Origin of the sequence: Hymenobacter sp. PAMC 26628 (assembly GCF_001562275.1) — a bacterium.
GTDB lineage: Bacteria > Bacteroidota > Bacteroidia > Cytophagales > Hymenobacteraceae > Hymenobacter.
This window is the reverse complement of the sequence record NZ_CP014304.1, coordinates 660,229-677,801: the sequence shown is the minus strand read 5'-3', so window position 1 is coordinate 677,801 and position 17,573 is coordinate 660,229. Positions and strand designations below refer to the sequence as shown.

Here is a 17,573-nt window from a genome sequence, read left to right as displayed (position 1 = left end):
CGCTTCTTAGCCCTTGCGGTAGGCCTGGCGTCCGGGCTGTTTAGCCACAGCACTTCGGCACAGGTAGTGGCCCCTAGCACAGGTGGCAGCGTAAGCCCTGTTCGCGTGACTACTACTACCGTGGATCTAGTTTTCGGTGATTCCGGCACAGGCCAAGGCCGGGTAGTAACGATGGCGGCTTCTCCTGGGGGCATGCCCGTACCGCTGGCTCCAGCCGACAGCACTTTTTACACTGCTAATACGATATACGGACAAGGCACAGCACTGGGCAAAGGTTTTGTAGTATACAATGGCACGGGGCGTAGCGCCACGATCACGGGGTTGCAACCCAATACCTATTATTATATAACTAACGCCGAATACAATACCGATGGGACTAGCATTGCATACAACAACCGTAGTAGCAGCATGGCTATATCCACCCGAGCTGTGCCCGTATCTCCGGCTCCCCTTGCAGTTGAGTTGACAGCGTTTGCTGGTACCATCGACGCCAACAGTATGGCCTTGTTACAGTGGTCTACAGCTACTGAACGCAATACATCTTACTTCGCTGTCGAGCGCTCATCTGATGGCGTTTATTTCTCTGAAGCCAACCGGATGGCGGCGGCTGGTACCAGTTCCCAGTCGCTTGCATACCATTGGCCGGATTCGAAACGCTTAACGCAACCAACTTACTACCGCTTGCGCCAAGTTGACCTTGACGGTACAGTGCACTATAGCAGCTCAATTGTTCTAAGCCCCGTGCCCCTCCTGGCTCGCAGAGTAGAAATATACCCAAACCCTAGCGTAGGCAAACCTGTGCAACTATTGCTTCAGGGCTTTGCTGGAGAAACTCTTACGCTGCAAATCGCTGATGCACTAGGCCGTCCTATCTCGATTCAAACTCTTGCTCCAATGACAGCTCAATCAACTACCCCCTTGCCCTTGCCTACTAGCTTAGCTGCGGGCACTTATTTCATCACGCTGGCCAGCAGCGACGGCCCCGTACAGAAACGCCTTATTGTTTCTAATTAAAGTGTTTTATAAGTCAGTCACAACAAGATAAGTAACTTTATATCAAAATGATACATTATGAATTAAAAATTACTATCACTATGGCGACTATCGCCCATATTCCATTTCCTTGATTATTACACCGCTTGATTTAGTGTCCTATCCTGTGCCAGCCACGCTATTATATTAGGCTGGTTATTCATTATGATTATTAGACAAAGAAGGCCCCTTCATTAGGAGGGGCCTTCTTTTTTTGCCGTTACGACTGTTTATCGTGACTAAAAAATCTCTGAAAAAGCTACATAGCGTTGCGATGCACGCCTTTGGCTAAGATTTGCTTTGGCACATTCACAGTAATATATTGGATCCATTGGGGTATGAGCAATAGTATTTTTGCACAAAATGCAGATACACAATATTTTCTTGCATAAAACCATCCTTGCGTTGAGATTCACGTATATTTGCGTGTCCCTTTTCTCATGTTATTTATTGGCATCATGCAACAACCTTTAAACACTAATTCATTCGCGCCTTATATACTATTGCAGCGAATCTGCTCTAGCAAAGCAAGCGCAATCGCCTTGCTAATCATCTTATTTGCAGGGTTTGCTAACTCAGCAACTGCTACTGAGTTTACTAAAAACTTTGTTGTCATCAACAAAAGCAACACGGGTAATGCTTATTACCAAGCATTAGGCAATGGTGCAACTCCAATCCAAGGCCAAAACTTTGGCACTTTCGACCGCGGAAACGGAAGTTTAATACTAGGCGGCGAAGCCAACACAAAGACGACTAATGGCGATGGGGTAATAGCTCCGATACTTTACTATAAAGTATATCTGACCGGCTCCACCACCACTGGTGATTTCATACCGTTAAACTTAACTAACAGACGGGATAACCTTGACGGGCCCAATACTCAGCGCTGGGATAACTTAAACGGGCCAAACCTTATTTCTAACACCGATGGTCCAGGTGTAGGTGTAACAGCTAATTACACGCTAGAAATATATTTTCAGGGCACTGGCACTTATGGGAATCCTACTACTACATTCCCGTTTTATGATAATAACAACAGCCCAGGCGTTAACTATAGAGCTACTTTTTCAGTAACTGGAAACACTCCTGTGCAGTGGACAGGCATCGCTGGAGAGGATCCTAATGGAACAGATTGGTTTAATCCGGGTAACTGGTCCCCTAATCGTGTACCTGATGCTAATACGGACGCTACGATTCCTGCCGGGGCAAGATATATTCCCAAAATATTTAACGGTAATCGTGGCGCAGCCAAAGTTCGTTCTTTACGTATTAGCAGCAACGGGATACCAAACGCCCGGCTATTCACTCTTGGCGGGGTGAATGGTTCGCCTGGAGAATTGCAGATATTTGGAGATTTTTCTACCCCCTTTGGAGGGTTTGGCCAAGATCCAAATTCAACCTTCGTCTTGGCTGGTAAAGACCAAACCTTCGACGGTGCCACGTTCAACAACGTTCGTATTGAGGGTGGCGGGACTAAGTCTTTAACAACCCGAATGGACATCAAGGGTACTTTGACCTTTGTAGATGGAGTACTTAAAACGCTGGATAAAGATGCCAGTACAAACAGTGTTGATCTAGTTTACGACCCAAGTAACATTGGAAACGAACCCCAAATTATCGGCGAGACAGAAACAAGTTATGTACTGGGCTTTCTGCGTAGTCTCAGCCGGCAAATTGATGCGGACAAAGCCAACGTGTTTAATAACATTGGGCTTGAGTTAATCCCTAACGGTAGCTCTCCAGGAGTTGTATCTGTCACGCGGCTTACCGGCTTCTCGTACAAAGGGGTGAACATAAGTCAAAGTATCAAGCGCAGCTTCACGTTGTCAGCTACTGGTAGCACTAGCACCCCGAGCTTTGCACTTCGTTTCCACTACTTGGATTCTGAATTGAACGGAATTTCTGAGAATAACCTTTTGCTTTTCCGCACACAAAACGGCACCGTTCCTTTCCGCCCTCTAACGAAAACTTCTATTGACCTTGCTAACAATGTCTTAGTACGTTCTAACATTGAGGGCGTGACGTTTGACGGAGTAAATACTCTATTAGGCATATTTACCCTCGGCGACTATACCAACGCACTGCCGGTGACGTTGACGAGCTTTGCGGCCGTGGCCCAGGGCCCCGACGCGCTGCTGACCTGGACCACCGCCCAGGAGTTGAACAACGCGGGCTTCGAGGTGCAGGTGTCGACCGACGGCACAACCTTCCGCGCGCTGGGCTTCGTGGCCGCCGCTTCGCCGAATAGCTCGGAAGCCCGCGCCTACCAGTACCGCGACGCGACGGCGGGCAAGCAGGGCACCCGCTACTACCGCTTGCGCCAGTTGGATGTGGACGGCAAGGAAAGCTTGTTCGCCCCGCAGTCCCTCACGTTTGGCGGGGCCCTGGCCACGTCAGTGCAGGGCTACCCCAACCCGTTCGCCTCGGAAATCAACTTGGCGCTGCAAACGGTGGCCGCCGGCCAAGCCACGGTGAGCGTACTCGACGGCGTGGGCCGCCAGGTGCGCCGCTGGCAGCCCACGCTGGCCGCCGGGGCCTCCAACCTGGTGCTCTCGGACCTGGCCAGCCTGCCCCACGGCCTCTACGTGGTGCAGGTGCGCTACCCGGACGGCCAGACCCAGCGCCTCAAGCTGGTGAAAGAATAGCTTTTCACTCAGCCCATAAAAAAAGCCTTGCGCGCCGCGCAGGGCTTTTTTTGTGGGCGAAACGGCAGTATTGGAATTTACAATAGCTGATTCTAAAGGGCTACGAAGGATCCATGAATACTACAGAGTTCTTTCACTAGAAAGCTGTACACTGATGTGGTAGGGCCATTGCACCAAACGTACAGTTAGCTTGTCGGGGCAGTTTCCTCTAGCGGTAGCTGGGCCAGCAACTGGAGCAGGTATTTATCGTCGCGGGCGGCTTTTTTACGCTTTCGTTTCAGGCTCACGACCAGCGGGGAGCACCGGAGCAGCGTCAAGGCCAGCTTGCGCATAGTCGAGAAATTGCGTGGGGCATGGCCGCGTCGGCACTGGCTGGCATCTTCGGCAAAGGTCACGTCCAGGTGCCAATGCTGCTGATTTTCAATGCCCCAATGCCCGCGCACCTACCCCCCTAGCGTGGCCGCGCTCGCCCCGGCCAGCGAGGAGAGAAAATAGCGCGTGGCCTGCTGCGCCTTCCCCGCCACCCAGCGCGTGGTCTGCTGGCAAACCAGCGTCTGCAAGCCCGGCCAGTCCGCGCCCGCATCCACCAGGCCCCCGTGCTGACTGACCCAGACTTGGCGCAGTTCCCCGCGTCCATGTCCCTTGTCGCGCTGCTGGTGGGCGGCGGGCTGGGCGCGCAAGGGAGCAAAGTGGGCGGCCACCAGCCGGTGTAACTCCCCCTGGTTTTGCTTGAGGGCCAGCACGTAATCAGCCCCTTTCTCCACCAGCTTCGCCGCCACCGACCGCTGGCAGCCCATGGCATCGAGCGTGACCACACGGCCTTTTACCTCCACCAGGTCGAGCACCTGCGGGATGGCCACCCATTCATTACGCTTGGTTTCCACTGCCGTCTGCGCCAGGCACAGGCGCTGCTCGGCCGCCCAGACGCTCACGAGCTGGACCGGGGCCTGGCGCTGGCCGGCGGGCGTGGTGCCGCGCAGCTGCTTGCCGTCGATAAGCAGGTGCCGACCGGCCAGCAACGCCACGATAGCCTGTCCCCACTGGCTCAGGCAACGCTCCAATTCGGTAGGCGCGAGGTGGCGAAAGACGCGGTTGAGCGTGTCATGGGACGGGCTGCCGGCCGGCAAGGCCATGAACTCGCGTAGCGTAGCCTCTTTGTCACAGGCATAATCGTAAATATCCTCAAATGTCTCGCAATCAGCTAATAAACCACAGAGCACGAGTAGCAAAATGTCGCTTAATTCATGTAAACAGCGGCCTTGCACCCGGTAATCCGTTATTTCCTCAAAAAATTCAGCATAGTCCATTCCCCAAAATTCGCTAACTACGCGTTTGGTGCAATGGCCCTACTGATGTGGAGGCGATTCCATATTGTACAAAATACCTGTAAGTATGATTATTTGTATTAATATTATTTTTAGCAGCATTTTTTGTATATTTGATAACTAGTTTTATACCTAATCAAGCGCCATTATGAAGCAACCATTATTCAAGATCCAACCTGCGCTACAAATAGCGTTACGGCACATATTCATTAATGGCAAACTTGGAATATTAATTGGGTTAATCATACTTGGTACAGGACTAGGAAGCCCGGCAGTTGCTACTGATTTTTATAAGAATATAGTTACGCTGACCAGTTACGGCAACACCGTTAGCTATTACACAAATAGTGGTGGCAGCACGGGATTTAGCCCTTATCAGGGCCAGAATTTCGGTTCTTTTGACCGAGACGGCCGTTTACAGATTGGTGGCGAAGCTAACCTAACTGATGACGGCGGTGGCAATGTGCAGCCCCCTCAACTATTTTATCGGGTTTACCGCGACAATTCTAGTCCAGGAGTTTTTGTGCCGCTAAGATTAAATTTTAAAGGACTAGATAGCGACCAACCAAGTGGCCAAAAATGGAGCAATCCTTCGGCTAATGTTAATCTAATAAGCGCGGCTAACGCTGGAAATGGCCATTACATATTAGAGGTATATTTTACTTTCAATATTATTCCTAACACGGGTAATCCGAATGCTATAAACAGAGCTGATGGCAGCGAGTCAAATCCTTATACTGCCTCTTTCGACGTAACGGGCATTTCTCCTACTCAATGGACGGGACAAAACAGTTCAGATTGGACCGATGCCGGCAACTGGTCGCCCACAGTACTCCCCGATTTTAGCACGAACGTTATTATTCCATTTATCTCAAGTGGTAATAAGCCCATCATTACCAATGGCAACGTAGCTAAGGTCCACACTTTACTTATTGCTGGTGATACTGGGGCCCCCACCAATTACCGCGGCTTAAGCATGACCGGCGGAGAACTACAATTAGTTGGTGATTTTCAAGACCCACGAGGGAGCTTCGACCAAACGGGTGGCGTTATCGCATTAGTTGGCAGTGTGGCTCAAACTTTTGATGGGGGCATTTTTTTTAATCTTCGCATTGACGGAGGAAGCACGAAAACGCTCAGTAGCCAGGCGAGTATCATTAATGATTTAATTTTTGCCCAAAGTGGCGGCATCTTACAAACAAGAACCGATAGCCCTCAGGATTATAGTATTAACCTAGGAACTACCGGACAGATAATTAATGAATCAGAGGTCGGCTATGTATTAGGCGTAGTGCGCGCTAATGATCGGATGATTGATCAGGACCAAAACACCTTCGGTAATATCGGGCTTGATTTAACAGTAAATAATTCGGCGCCTATCAAGGTTTCGGTAACTCGCGTTACTAGTTTTACTTACAGGGGAATTAATACAAGCAAAAGCATCCGTCGCAACTTCTCATTTCAGGCCGATAACCCAGACAACCTCAATTTTAACCTTACTTTTCATTATTTAAATGCTGAATTAAATAGCATCCAAAAATTTAATTTACTGCCTTTTCGTTCGCAAAACGGCGGCAATCCATTTCAACCTTTAGATAAAACCAGTGCCGATCCTAATACCAATACGCTAACGAGTAACGGTATTACTGGTACCATCGCGGCTACGTTTACCCTCGGCGACTATACCAACGCACTGCCGGTGACGTTGACGAGCTTTGCGGCCGTGGCCCAGGGCCCCGACGCGCTGCTGACCTGGACCACCGCCCAGGAGTTGAACAACGCGGGCTTCGAGGTGCAGGTGTCGACCGACGGCACAACCTTCCGCGCGCTGGGCTTCGTGGCCGCCGCTTCGCCGAATAGCTCGGAAGCCCGCGCCTACCAGTACCGCGACGCGACGGCGGGCAAGCAGGGCACCCGCTACTACCGCTTGCGCCAGTTGGATGTGGACGGCAAGGAAAGCTTGTTCGCCCCGCAGTCCCTCACGTTTGGCGGGGCCCTGGCCACGTCAGTGCAGGGCTACCCCAACCCGTTCGCCTCGGAAATCAACTTGGCGCTGCAAACGGTGGCCGCCGGCCAAGCCACGGTGAGCGTACTCGACGGCGTGGGCCGCCAGGTGCGCCGCTGGCAGCCCACGCTGGCCGCCGGGGCCTCCAACCTGGTGCTCTCGGACCTGGCCAGCCTGCCCCACGGCCTCTACGTGGTGCAGGTGCGCTACCCGGACGGCCAGACCCAGCGCCTCAAGCTGGTGAAAGAATAGCTTTTCACTCAGCCCATAAAAAAGCCCTGCGCGTTGCGCAGGGTTTTTTTATGGGCGAAACGGCGGCGTCCTGGTTCGCACCCCTAATTTCGTAAGGCAAACCAACGGCTTTGGCGGTGGCGTGCTTAATTTTCGAATCCCATCCGGCCTTTTTGCTTTTTCATGTTCTTTTGTTTCGCGTTTCGCCGTATCCTGCTGCTGGGGTTGGTGGCGTTGTTGCTGGGGGCCCTGCCCAGTGCCGCGCAGCCCCGCGCTTACGGTTCGAAATTTGTGCGCGACAGCTTGGCCACTTATGTAGAGCGCGGCCTGCGGCTGTGGGACATTCCGGGCCTAGCCGTGGTGGTGGTGAAGGGCGGGCAGGTGGTGGCCGCCGAGGGCTTTGGCGTGCGGGTTGTGAGCGAGCCGGAACCGGTTGACGCCAATACCTTGTTCATGATTGCTTCCAACACAAAGCTGTTCACGGGAACGGCCTTGGCGCAGTTGGAGGAAGAAAAGCGGCTGAATTTGAACGACCCGGTGCGCCGGTATTTGCCCGCGTATCGATTGTACGACTCGACCAGTACCAAACTGGTGAGCATCCGCGACTTGCTGGGGCACCACTTGGGCACCCGGACGTTCCAGGGCGATTTCACGTTTTGGAACTCCGACCTGAGCCGGGCCGAAATCGTGGATAAGATGCGTAACCTGCGGCCCGTCAACCCGTTCCGCCAAACCTATGGCTACTGCAATTCGGGCTTCCTGGCGGCGGGCGAAATCATTCCCCAGGTGCTGGACGGCAAGCGGTGGGAAGATTGGGTGCAGCAGCGCTTACTCACGCCGCTGGGCATGGCCCGTACCTACCCGCTCACGGCTGGGTATGGGCAGCGGACCAACATTGCCCGGCCGTATTCCGATGCGTTTGGGCCCCTTATTCCGCTACCGCTCGACCACATCGATAATTTAGCCCCGGCTGCCGGCCTCGTGTCGTGCGCCAACGACTTGGCACACTGGCTTAATTTCCAGCTCGACAGCGGGCGCTACGCCGGGCGGCAGGTGCTGCCCTGGGCCACGCTGCGCCGCACCCGGGCCGTTAACACGCTGGTGTCGGACGTTAAATCGCCAATTCTGCCCAGCCATTTTTCTATGTATGGGCTGGGCGTATTCATCGGCGACTACGCCGGGCGGCAGGTGTTCTGGCACACGGGCGGGGCCAATGGGTTCGTGACCAACGTGTGCTTCGTGCCCGAGGAAGGCTTGGGCATTGCCGTGCTCACCAACCAAGACAACCAGAGCTTTTTTGAGGCTTTGCGCTACCAATTGCTCGATGCCTACCTGGCCGTGCCCTACGTGGACCGCAGCCGCCAGCTGTACACGCTGGCCCGGCCCGGCCGCGAGGAAGCCCAGCGCAACATTGCTGAACTGGCCACCCGCGTGCAGCGCAAAAATCGCCCCACCCGCGACTTGCGCACCTACGCCGGCGTGTACCGCAACCCAGTGTACGGCACCGTAACGGTGGAAGCCCAGGGGCGGCAGCTGCAAGTGCACTTTTCCAACCACCCCGGTTTGGTGGCGACGCTTGATTACATGGACGGCGAGCAGTTCCGCACCACGTACTCCAACCCCGCCTACGGCATTTTTCCGGCATTATTCCGGGCCGAAGGAGCGCGCGTGCGCACCATGGAATTACGCGTCAACCCTTTTCTGGAACAGGATTCTTACGTGTTCAGCAAGCAGCAAGCCGGGGCCCTAAAAGTACCTTGAACGACAATAAAACGGCCGGCCTCCCTCGCGGAAAGCCGGCCGTTTTGCATGGGCCCCGGGGCCCTAAAACCAGTTAGTTCAACGAGGCTACGTCGATGACGAAGCGGTACTTCACGTCGCCTTTCAGCATGCGCTCGTAGGCTTCGTTGATGTGCTGGATGTCAATCATCTCGATGTCGGACATGATGTTGTGCTCGGCGCAGAAGTCCAGCATTTCCTGGGTTTCGGCGATGCCGCCGATGAGCGAGCCGGCCACGCGGCGGCGCTTGGCAATGAGGTTGAAGGCGTGCAACTGCGGCGCTTCGGTGGGCACGCCCAGCAGAATCATCGTGCCGTCGAGGCGGAGCAAGTTTACGTAAGCGCCCAGGTCAATCTGGGCCGATATCGTGTTGATGACGAAGTCGAAGTAGTTGCTCACCGACTTGAACTGCTCCTTGTCCTTGGTCACAATGAACTTGTGGGCCCCCAGGGCTTTGGCATCGGCCTCTTTGTTGGCCGAGGTGCTGAGCACGGTTACTTCGGCGCCGAGGGCAGCGGCAAATTTCACGGCCATGTGGCCGAGGCCGCCCAGGCCCATTACGGCTACGCGGTGGCCGGCGCCCACTTTCCACTGGCGCAGGGGCGAGTAGGTGGTGATGCCGGCGCACAGCAGCGGGGCCACGCGGGCCAAGTCGAGCTTCTCGCTCACTTTGAGGATGTACTTTTCGTCGACCACGATTTGCTGCGAGTAGCCGCCGTAGGTGGGGGCCCCGGTGGCAATTTCGCGGCTGTTATAGGTGCCGATCATGCCGGTGGTTTCGCAGTACTGCTCCAGGCCTTCTTTGCACGACGAGCACTCGCGGCACGAGTCGACCATGCAGCCCACGCCGGCCAAGTCGCCCACTTTAAAGTTCTTCACGTGGTCGCCCACGGCGGCCACGCGGCCCACGATTTCGTGGCCGGGCACCATTGGGAAGATGGAGCCGCCCCACTCGTCGCGGATTTGGTGCAAATCGGAGTGGCACACGCCGCAAAACAGGATGTCAATCTGCACGTCGTGGGGCCCCGGGGTGCGGCGCTCCAGCGTGAAGGGCTCGAGGGGAATGCTGGCGGCGGGGGCCGCGTAAGCTTTGGTGATACTCATCAAAGTTGGTTTTGGAGAAAGAGTCAGATTAATTGCGCACAACCGATTTTAGTTATGCACACGGCTCCCTTAACCAGCCGGGGCCCCCAAAGGTTGCGGGCGCGCCAAGGCTTCGGCTACCAACTTGTGCATCCGCGCCAGCGACTCATGCCCAAACCGGCGTTGCAGTATCCGGCCAAATAGCTTGAACCCCAGCCAGTAGAATGGGTTGCGGATGTGCCCCGACTGCGACACGGCGCTAATTCGAAAATCTACTGCGCCGGTGCGCAGGTTTTTGCGTACCGAGAAATTTATTTGCCCTTTCTCGAAATGGCCTTCGAGGGTGCGGTAGCCGTAGCCCCACACCCGCTCCGGACCGCCGGGACTGTCTTGACGGGCCGCGTCCACCACGTCGGTCACCCGTACGCCAAAGTAAAAATTAAAAATGAGGAAGTGCGCTCGCAGCACCATAACGCGCTTTTCGAGCGGCTGGCTGGGGTCGAAGTAGCCCGTGATGAGGTCGGGCGGCGGGAAGGCGTAGCGCCGCATCACGTCCTGCGCCGCCGCAAACGAGCCCGTTTCCGTGGGGGCCCCGGGGGCCTCAGCCGGCAAATCGGTCGTGTAGTCGTCGAGCCGCCAGCCGGTGGCCGAGGTGTACTCGGCTTGGTTCTCGTAGTCGTAGTTGACGCGGGTATTGACGTAGGCGGCGAGGCGGGCGCGGTATTGCTCCCAAGCGGCTGGGGCAGTGGGGCTAAGCATGGGAAACGGTGTATTCAGCGGTGCCGTCGTTGGCGTGGCGGGTGGTTTCGACCGTGACGGGCCCCAGCGCCTGGCCGCCGCTGGCCTGGGCCACGCGCTGGCAAAAATCGACCCACGTGGCCTGCTGCATCAATTTGCCGCCGCCAATGGTATCGTAAGCGAAGGCCACCAAGCCGTCGCGCGAGCGGGCTACGGAGTGGATTTCGAACCGCAGCGCGTCGGGCCGGCCGTCGAGGGCGTGGGTTTCGAAGCGAATACGCCCGGCCTCGGGATGGCCTTCGAGGGTCACAAACTCGAAGAACGTGGCGCCCACTTCGGTCACGCGCACGCTGCCGTTCCAGGGCCCCAATATTTTGATGTGAAATTCGTCGCCCGTTTTTAGGGCCCCGGCTTCGCCGCGCGTCTGTTCAAAATCGGCCAGCAGGCTGGGCGAGAACCGGGGCAAATCGGCCTGCACCGCAGCCATTAGCGGCACGGGCCCCAGAAGCGGCCGCACCACGTCGATGTAGTAGCGCCGGTCCAGTTGGGGCCCCGAGCCTTGGGCGGCGGGCTGCTCGGATTTGGGCATTTTGAATTAAAAATTAGGAATTAAAAATTAAAAATGTGTTTGCGATAATGGGCAGGCCATTTACGCACTGCGTATACGCCCAACACCCCTGCCAGGTACCGCACTGCCTGCCAATTTTTGGTGATGGTCTAAAACAGGGTGGTCCGGCGACTTTTTCCGTCGCCGAACCACCCTTACTACGGCCCGGAGATACTGTTCAATCGTCAGAGTGGCCCGACGAAGCCCTTCGGGCAATTCGCCGGACCACCCCGTTTTAGACCACCGCCCAATTTCTAATTCATCATTTTTAATTCCTAATTTCCTCAGTGGCCTATTTCCGCCCCCCGGGGCCCCCGCCCGACCCCGCGCTGGTGCGTAGCCTCACCGCCCAGCAGCACGAGATGCGCCAGCGCGTGCGCGCCGAGCCCCTGGCCCACGAGCCCCGCTTGATTGCGGGCTGCGACTCGTCGTTTCCCACGCCCGAAACCATCCTCTCGGTGTTCGTGGTGCTGAAATTCCCGTCGCTGGAGCTGGTCGAAAAAGTGTACAGCTACGGACCCGTGACCATGCCCTACGTACCCGGCTTCCTCTCCTTCCGCGAGGCCGGCAACGTGGTGCAAGCCTTCGCCAAGCTCACGCACCGGCCCGATGTGATTATGGTGGACGGCCACGGCATTGCGCACCCGCGCCGCGTGGGCATTGCCGCGCACCTGGGCGTGCTGCTCGATGTGCCCACTTTCGGCGTAGCCAAGCAGAAACTGACCGGCACCTTCGCCGAGCCAGGGCCCGAAAAAGGCAGCATCACGCCCCTCACCGACACCAAAACCGGCGAGCTAATCGGCGAAGTCATCCGCAGTAAAGACAAGGTGCTGCCGCTGTTCGTGAGCCCCGGCCACCGCTGCGACCAGGCCACCGCCACCCGCCTCACCCTGGCCTGCCTGCGCGGCTACAAGCTGCCCGAGCCCACCCGCCTGGCCGATTATTGGGCCGAGGAATTCAAGAAAGAAGTGCGCTGAGCAACTTGTCCGGGGCCCTAAAGCGGCAGCGCAGCCCGCAGGCTCTCCAGCGATTCGCCCGCTTCAGGCGGCAGCTTCAGCAGCCGCGCCACGGCGCTGAACACGGCGCGCCGCTCTTGCCCTAGCACGCCGGTGGCCAGGGCCCCCTGCTGCGATTTGGAAAGCTTTTGGCCCGCCGCGTCCACCAGCAAATCATGGTGATAAAACTGGATGCACTGGGCGTTGAAAGCGGCCGTTTCAGAAAGCTGGGCAGCGAGCCACAGCTGGGCGGCGGTGCTTGGCTGCAAGTCCAGCCCGCGCACCACGAGCGTGGTGCCGAGCCGCAAATCATCGACTACTGACGCTACTTGGTAGGCAGCCACACCGTCTTTCTTGCGAATCACAAAATCCGGCATCGCCTCATCTAAAAGCACTTGCGTGGGGCCCTGGCGGGCATCGGGCCAGTGCACGGCCGTGGCGGGCGGCGGCTGCACCCGCCAGGCCGCGCCGGGCATATCCAGCCGCACGAGAGCTTCTGGGGCCCCAGTGCGGCTGCGGTAACTGGCTTGCACCAGCCCGGGCTGCTGGGCTAGGCGGCGCAACACGGCGTTATATTCGGGCAGGTGCAGCAGCTGCGAATAGTGGCGCAGGAAATTGTCGGGCCCGTGGGGGCCCTGGTCGTAGTCGATGCCCAGCCAATCGATAACCCGGAAAATATTGTCCAGGTACGACCGGCGCAGGCGGGCCCGGTCGAGGTCATCGATGCGCAAGTGCAGTACGCCACCGGCCCGGCGCGTGAGCAGCCAAGTCAGCACGAAATTAACCGCGTTGCCCAGGTGCAGGCAGCCGCTGGGCGTGGGAGCCAGGCGCGCCACCACCGGCGTGGGGGCCCTTACTGCACCACAATCCACGGCTCGCCGGCGCGGTGCGCCACCAATTCGCCGAAGCTTTCCAGGGCTAGGCCGTACTGCTGGAAGATGGCCTGAGCGGCGGCTTCCCCTTCGGGCGTGACGCATACGAGCAGGCCGCCTGAGGTTTGCGGGTCGCAGAGCCACTGCTGTTGCTCGTCGGTGAGGGGCCCGATTTTGTGGCCGTAGCTAGCGTAGTTGCGGGCGGTGCCGCCGGGTACGGCGCCCTGGCGGCGGTAGGTTTCGGCGGCGGCCAGGCGCGGTACTTTGGCAAAATCGAGTACGGCCTGCACGCCGCTGCCTTCGCACACTTCGGCCAGGTGGCCGAGCAGGCCGAAGCCCGTGACGTCGGTGAGGGCCTGCACCTGGGGCAGCGGGCTGAGGTCGGCGCCTATTTTGTTGAGCTGGCGCATTTGGGCGGGGGCCACGTCGGCGTCTTCGGGGCGCAGGATGCCTTGCTTCTGGGCCGTCGTCAGCATGCCCACGCCCAGCGGCTTGGTGAGGTAGAGGCGGCAGCCCACCTGGGCGGTGTCGTTGCGCTTGAGGTTTTTCTCGGCCACCAGGCCCGTCACGGCCAGCCCAAAAATGGGCTCCGGCGCGTCGATGCTGTGGCCCCCGGCCAGCGGAATACCGGCCTCGGCGCAAATGGCCCGGGCCCCTTCCGTCACGCGCGCGGCCACTTCGGGCGCCAGCTTGCCGATGGGCCAGCCCAGCACGGCAATGGCCAAAATCGGCCGCCCACCCATGGCGTACACGTCGGAAATGGCGTTGGCCGAGGCAATGCGCCCGAAATCGTAGGCGTCGTCAACAATGGGCATGAAAAAATCAGTGGTACTGATGACGCACTGGCCGTCCTGGCCCGGCAGGCGGAATACGGCGGCGTCGTCGCGGCTGCCGTTGCCCACCAGCAGGTCGGGGTAATTGGGCTGGGGCAGGCTGCTGTGCAGGATTTGGTCGAGCACGGCCGGCGCAATTTTGCAGCCGCAGCCCGCCCCGTGGCTGTACTGGGTGAGGCGGATGGGCTCGGTTTCGGGGTGGGTGGAGACGGACATGATCAGCAAGGCTTGGTTATCAACCAGTGTTAACAACGCAATGTGAATAACTATTAATTACAGGGCCCAAGCGGCTTGCTGCAACACCACGTGGTAGCCGTCGGGATCGGCAAAAGTGCGGCCGTGCGCATCCCAATACGGGTTGTGGGCCGGCACAGCGGCGTAGCCGGCCGCTTCGAGCCGGGCCACGGCCACCTGCCACGCCGCGGCGTCGGGGAAATAAAACACCAGCAAGTGCTCGGCCGTGGGCGCGGGCGCCACCAGTTGCCCGTCCTCGCGGGTGAACTCCAGGTGGTACGGGGCCCCGGGGTGGCCCAGCATCACGCCGTCGAAGCCGTGGTGCGCGGTGAAGTCGGCCAGGCGTTCGAGGCCCAGGCCTTCGCAGTAAAAATGCACCAGCGCGGCCAGGTCGTTGGTGGGCCGGGCCACACGTAGCTTGGGAGCCAGCATACTTACAAGACCGTTTGGGGGAGCGTAGCGGCGGCAGCCAGCACCAGTGCTGCGTTGGCTACGCCGTCGGTGTCCACCGCCGGCACGGGCACGGTGAGGCGACCGGTAGGGGCGCTGGCCATGGTGTGGGCGTAAGTTTTGTCGTAGTAAGTCAGCACGAGGTCCACCATTGTGTTCATGTCGTTGTCGGCGATGGCGGCCAGGGCCTCCTTGGTCACGAGGCCGCCGAGGCGCTTGCGTAGGCGCAGGATGGCGCTGGCCAGGGCCCCGGCGTCGTGGCGGCCGTACTCCAGGGCCAGCTTGGGCACGCGGGCGGCGCGGGGCACGTCGAGGGCCAGCAGCGGCGCCGCCTGCATCTGGTCGAAGAGCGGCGTGGGGATGTGCAGGCTGCCAATGGAGCGGCTTTCGTCCTCCACCCACACCGGCTGATCGGCGGGCAGGGCCCCCAGGGCGGCGGCCAGGTTATTTTCAAACTGCTCCTGCGTGGGCTGGGCCGGCTGCCCCAGGCTGCCGAACGACGAGCCTTTGTGGTGGGCCAGGCCCTCCAGGTCGAGCACCGGCTGGCCCTGGGCGGCCAGCGCGTGCAGCACCTCGGTTTTGCCACTGCCGGTGTAGCCGCCCACGATGTACAAGGGCCGCAGCCGAGCAAACTCGGCCCCCGCCCAGCGGCGGTAGTCCTTGTAGCCGTGGTCGAGCAGGTTCACCTGGAAACCGGCCAACTCCAGCAGCCACTGCACAGCGCCGCTGCGCATGCCGCCACGCCAGCAGTGCAGGCGCACGGCCTGGCTGGGGGCCAGCTGCTTGGCCTGCTCCACCAAGGTGCGCAACTTGGGCCCAAAAAAATCGAGGCCCAGCAGCACGGCCTTGTCGGGGTTCACTTGCTTATACGTAGTGCCGATGCGGGCGCGCTCGTCGTTGGAGAACAGCGGCAGGCTCAGGGCCCCCGGGATGTGGCCTTGGGCGTACTCGGCCGGGGCCCGCACGTCGAGGATGGGCACGGTGGCCGGGGCCGTCAAAAAATCGGCAATGGGGCTGCGGGCCATACGGGTTCGGGCAAAGGGCCCCGCCAACGAGCGGGGCCAGTGGGGCGAAATTACTCCCGCCCCCGCACAAAGTTGGCCGCTCAAAGTTTGGAGGTGTGCGCTCTTATCTGGCAATGCGTAAGTTTGCACGCAATTCGCGGCCCGGTTTGGGAGCCGCCGCTGCCCTTCTGCCCTGCCAATGCTGACTGCTGTACTGCTTTTTCTCCCCCTGGCCGCCGCGCTGCTGCTCCACTTCACCAAAGGGGCCACCGCCCGGGCCCTGGCCCTGGGAGCTGCCTTGGTCGAATTTGCCCTGGCCGCCTTTGTAGCCGTCGATTTCACCCGCCACGGCTCTTCCGCCTACAACCTCGATTACGCCTGGGTGCAGTCAACTGGCATTAATTTTCATATCGGGCTCGACGGCCTCAGCCTGCTGCTGGTGCTGCTCACCACCTTCCTGGTGCCCCTCATTTTGCTAGCCGCATTTCGGCACAACTACGAAAACCCCTCGGCTTTCTACGCCCTGGTGCTGTTCATGCAAACCGGGCTGCTCGGCGTGTTTATGTCGCTGGATGCCTTTCTGTTCTACTTCTTTTGGGAAGTGGCGCTCATCCCGATTTATTTCCTGGCCGGGGCCTGGGGAGGCGAGCGGCGCATCGCCGTTACGCTCAAGTTTTTCCTCTACACCGTCGTCGGCTCGCTGCTGATGCTGGCCGGCTTCGTGTACTTGTACCTGCAAACCGGCCCCGCCGCCGGCAGCCTCGCCGCTCATTCCTCCGAGCTGTCGGCGTTCTACAAGCTGAAGCTGAGCGCCGGCGAGCAGTCGTGGTTGTTCTGGCTGATTTTCGCGGCCTTCGCCGTGAAAATGCCCATCTTCCCCTTCCACACCTGGCAGCCCGATACTTACACCGAGGCCCCCGCCCCGGCCACCATGCTGCTCTCGGGCATCATGTTGAAAATGGGCATCTACGGCACGCTGCGCTGGCTGCTGCCGGTGGTACCGCTCGGCGTCAGCCAGTGGCAGAAGCCAGTCATCATCTTAGCCGTCATCGGGGTTATCTACGGGGCCCTCATCGCCATTCGGCAGCGCGACATGAAACGCCTCATTGCCTATTCGTCGCTCTCGCACGTGGGCCTGATGGCGGCCGGCGTGTTCTCGCTCACCCAAATCGGCCTGCAAGGCGCCGTGGTGCAAATGCTGGCCCACGGCGTGAACGTGGTGGGCATGTTCTTCGTGGCCGACGCCATTGAGCGCCGCACCGGCACCCGCCTGCTGCCCGACCTCGGGGGCCTCACCCGCCGCACGCCATTGCTATCGGTCTGCTTTCTAGTGATGCTGCTCAGCACCGTGGCCCTGCCCCTCACGGGCGGCTTCGTGGGCGAGTTCCTGCTGCTGGCCGGCATCTACCAGTACTCGGCCTGGGTGGGCGCGGTGGCCGGCCTCACCATCATCTTCTCGGCGGTGTACCTGCTGCGCTTGTTTCAGCGCACCATGCTGGGACCCGACTCGTCGTTTTCCGCCACCATCACCGACCTCACCGGCGGCGAGCTGGCCGTGTTCGTGCCGCTGATTGTGCTGGTATTCTGGCTAGGCTTGTTGCCCGGCACGTTCCTGCACTTGTCCGAGCCGGCCGTCAGCAGCATTTTGTCCGCCGTTGGGCGGTAAATCTCCTTGTCATTCCGAACGCAGTGAGGAATCTGGGTTCGGCACTGCCAGCGGTTTGCCCAGATTCCTCACT

Annotated in this window: 15 protein-coding genes; 6 read left to right on the top strand and 9 right to left on the bottom strand. The window is 58.9% G+C overall.

The features are described from left to right. Positions 1–192: 192 nt before the first annotated feature. Together AXW84_RS23845 and AXW84_RS24425 are read left to right on the top strand one after the other, a co-directional pair. The gene (locus AXW84_RS23845; RefSeq protein ID WP_157886784.1) at positions 193–1,014 is read left to right on the top strand and encodes a T9SS type A sorting domain-containing protein; all 822 of its coding nucleotides are present in this window, start codon (positions 193–195) and stop codon (positions 1,012–1,014) included. 2,105 nt (positions 1,015–3,119) lie between these two features. Next, complete coding sequence (locus AXW84_RS24425; RefSeq protein ID WP_068228625.1) at positions 3,120–3,677, top strand: T9SS type A sorting domain-containing protein; 558 nt, start codon at positions 3,120–3,122, stop codon at positions 3,675–3,677. A 185-nt stretch (positions 3,678–3,862) separates the two neighbouring features. Here AXW84_RS24425 and AXW84_RS24420 read toward each other — a convergent pair whose 3' ends face one another. Together AXW84_RS24420 and AXW84_RS03285 are read right to left on the bottom strand one after the other, a co-directional pair. Continuing rightward, positions 3,863–4,009 carry a hypothetical protein gene (locus tag AXW84_RS24420; protein ID WP_157886783.1) on the bottom strand — a complete coding sequence of 49 codons (147 nt, stop codon included), beginning with the start codon at positions 4,007–4,009 and terminating at the stop codon, positions 3,863–3,865. Positions 4,010–4,120: 111 nt separating this feature from the next. Next, positions 4,121–4,984, bottom strand: coding sequence for an ISAs1 family transposase (locus tag AXW84_RS03285; protein WP_068228628.1), 864 nt, complete (start codon positions 4,982–4,984; stop codon positions 4,121–4,123). 1,717 nt (positions 4,985–6,701) lie between these two features. Here AXW84_RS03285 and AXW84_RS24415 point away from each other — a divergent pair. Together AXW84_RS24415 and AXW84_RS03275 are read left to right on the top strand one after the other, a co-directional pair. Then, positions 6,702–7,259, top strand: a complete 558-nt coding sequence (locus AXW84_RS24415) for a T9SS type A sorting domain-containing protein (protein WP_068228625.1) — start codon at positions 6,702–6,704, stop codon at positions 7,257–7,259. 162 nt (positions 7,260–7,421) lie between these two features. Continuing rightward, entirely contained in the window at positions 7,422–8,999 is a 1,578-nt protein-coding gene (locus AXW84_RS03275) for a serine hydrolase (protein ID WP_068228622.1), read from the top strand. 73 nt (positions 9,000–9,072) lie between these two features. On the opposite strand, the gene AXW84_RS03270 is transcribed toward AXW84_RS03275, so the two are convergent. From AXW84_RS03270 to AXW84_RS03260, 3 genes are all read right to left on the bottom strand, one after another. Beyond that, complete coding sequence (locus tag AXW84_RS03270) at positions 9,073–10,122, bottom strand: NAD(P)-dependent alcohol dehydrogenase (RefSeq protein WP_068228621.1); 1,050 nt, start codon at positions 10,120–10,122, stop codon at positions 9,073–9,075. Between the two features lie 69 nt (positions 10,123–10,191). Next, positions 10,192–10,860, bottom strand: a complete 669-nt coding sequence (locus AXW84_RS03265) for a DUF1990 domain-containing protein (RefSeq protein ID WP_068228620.1) — start codon at positions 10,858–10,860, stop codon at positions 10,192–10,194. Continuing rightward, positions 10,853–11,428, bottom strand: a complete 576-nt coding sequence (locus AXW84_RS03260; RefSeq protein ID WP_068228619.1) for a DUF1990 family protein — start codon at positions 11,426–11,428, stop codon at positions 10,853–10,855. Before AXW84_RS03260 ends, AXW84_RS03265 begins: the two co-directional genes overlap by 8 nt. 305 nt (positions 11,429–11,733) lie before the next feature. Here AXW84_RS03260 and nfi point away from each other — a divergent pair, with 305 nt between their 5' ends. Beyond that, positions 11,734–12,423, top strand: a complete 690-nt coding sequence (gene nfi / locus AXW84_RS03255; protein WP_068228617.1) for a deoxyribonuclease V — start codon at positions 11,734–11,736, stop codon at positions 12,421–12,423. A 17-nt stretch (positions 12,424–12,440) separates the two neighbouring features. Here the strand turns inward: nfi and AXW84_RS03250 are convergent, their stop codons facing one another. The 4 genes from AXW84_RS03250 to mnmH are packed head-to-tail and all read right to left on the bottom strand — an operon-like array spanning position 12,441 to position 15,855. Next, complete coding sequence (locus tag AXW84_RS03250) at positions 12,441–13,313, bottom strand: glutamate--tRNA ligase family protein (RefSeq protein WP_071889815.1); 873 nt, start codon at positions 13,311–13,313, stop codon at positions 12,441–12,443. Beyond that, a complete protein-coding gene (gene selD / locus AXW84_RS03245; RefSeq protein WP_068238876.1) occupies positions 13,295–14,362 on the bottom strand; it encodes a selenide, water dikinase SelD in 1,068 nt (355 codons plus the stop codon). The genes AXW84_RS03250 and selD overlap by 19 nt, the downstream gene beginning before the upstream one ends. A gap of 57 nt (positions 14,363–14,419) precedes the next feature. Beyond that, positions 14,420–14,812, bottom strand: coding sequence for a VOC family protein (locus AXW84_RS03240; protein ID WP_068228611.1), 393 nt, complete (start codon positions 14,810–14,812; stop codon positions 14,420–14,422). A 2-nt stretch (positions 14,813–14,814) separates the two neighbouring features. Then, positions 14,815–15,855: a tRNA 2-selenouridine(34) synthase MnmH gene (mnmH, locus tag AXW84_RS03235; RefSeq protein ID WP_068228609.1), complete on the bottom strand. Its 1,041-nt coding sequence runs from the start codon at positions 15,853–15,855 to the stop codon at positions 14,815–14,817. A 178-nt stretch (positions 15,856–16,033) separates the two neighbouring features. On the opposite strand from mnmH, the gene AXW84_RS03230 reads away from it, so the two are divergent. Next, positions 16,034–17,500: a complex I subunit 4 family protein gene (locus tag AXW84_RS03230; protein WP_068228606.1), complete on the top strand. Its 1,467-nt coding sequence runs from the start codon at positions 16,034–16,036 to the stop codon at positions 17,498–17,500. Positions 17,501–17,573 lie beyond the last annotated feature (73 nt).

Bases quoted from the DNA above. Each gene is read 5' to 3' on its own strand.
- AXW84_RS23845 (WP_157886784.1), top strand. From the start codon at position 193: ATGCCCGTACCGCTGGCTCCAGCCGACAGCACTTTTTACACTGCTAAT.
- AXW84_RS24420 (WP_157886783.1), bottom strand. From the start codon at position 4,009: ATGCGCAAGCTGGCCTTGACGCTGCTCCGGTGCTCCCCGCTGGTCGTG.
- AXW84_RS03285 (WP_068228628.1), bottom strand. From the start codon at position 4,984: ATGGACTATGCTGAATTTTTTGAGGAAATAACGGATTACCGGGTGCAA.
- AXW84_RS03275 (WP_068228622.1), top strand. From the start codon at position 7,422: ATGTTCTTTTGTTTCGCGTTTCGCCGTATCCTGCTGCTGGGGTTGGTG.
- AXW84_RS03270 (WP_068228621.1), bottom strand. From the start codon at position 10,122: ATGAGTATCACCAAAGCTTACGCGGCCCCCGCCGCCAGCATTCCCCTC.
- AXW84_RS03265 (WP_068228620.1), bottom strand. From the start codon at position 10,860: ATGCTTAGCCCCACTGCCCCAGCCGCTTGGGAGCAATACCGCGCCCGC.
- AXW84_RS03260 (WP_068228619.1), bottom strand. From the start codon at position 11,428: ATGCCCAAATCCGAGCAGCCCGCCGCCCAAGGCTCGGGGCCCCAACTG.
- selD (WP_068238876.1), bottom strand. From the start codon at position 14,362: ATGTCCGTCTCCACCCACCCCGAAACCGAGCCCATCCGCCTCACCCAG.
- AXW84_RS03240 (WP_068228611.1), bottom strand. From the start codon at position 14,812: ATGCTGGCTCCCAAGCTACGTGTGGCCCGGCCCACCAACGACCTGGCC.
- mnmH (WP_068228609.1), bottom strand. From the start codon at position 15,855: ATGGCCCGCAGCCCCATTGCCGATTTTTTGACGGCCCCGGCCACCGTG.
- AXW84_RS03230 (WP_068228606.1), top strand. From the start codon at position 16,034: ATGCTGACTGCTGTACTGCTTTTTCTCCCCCTGGCCGCCGCGCTGCTG.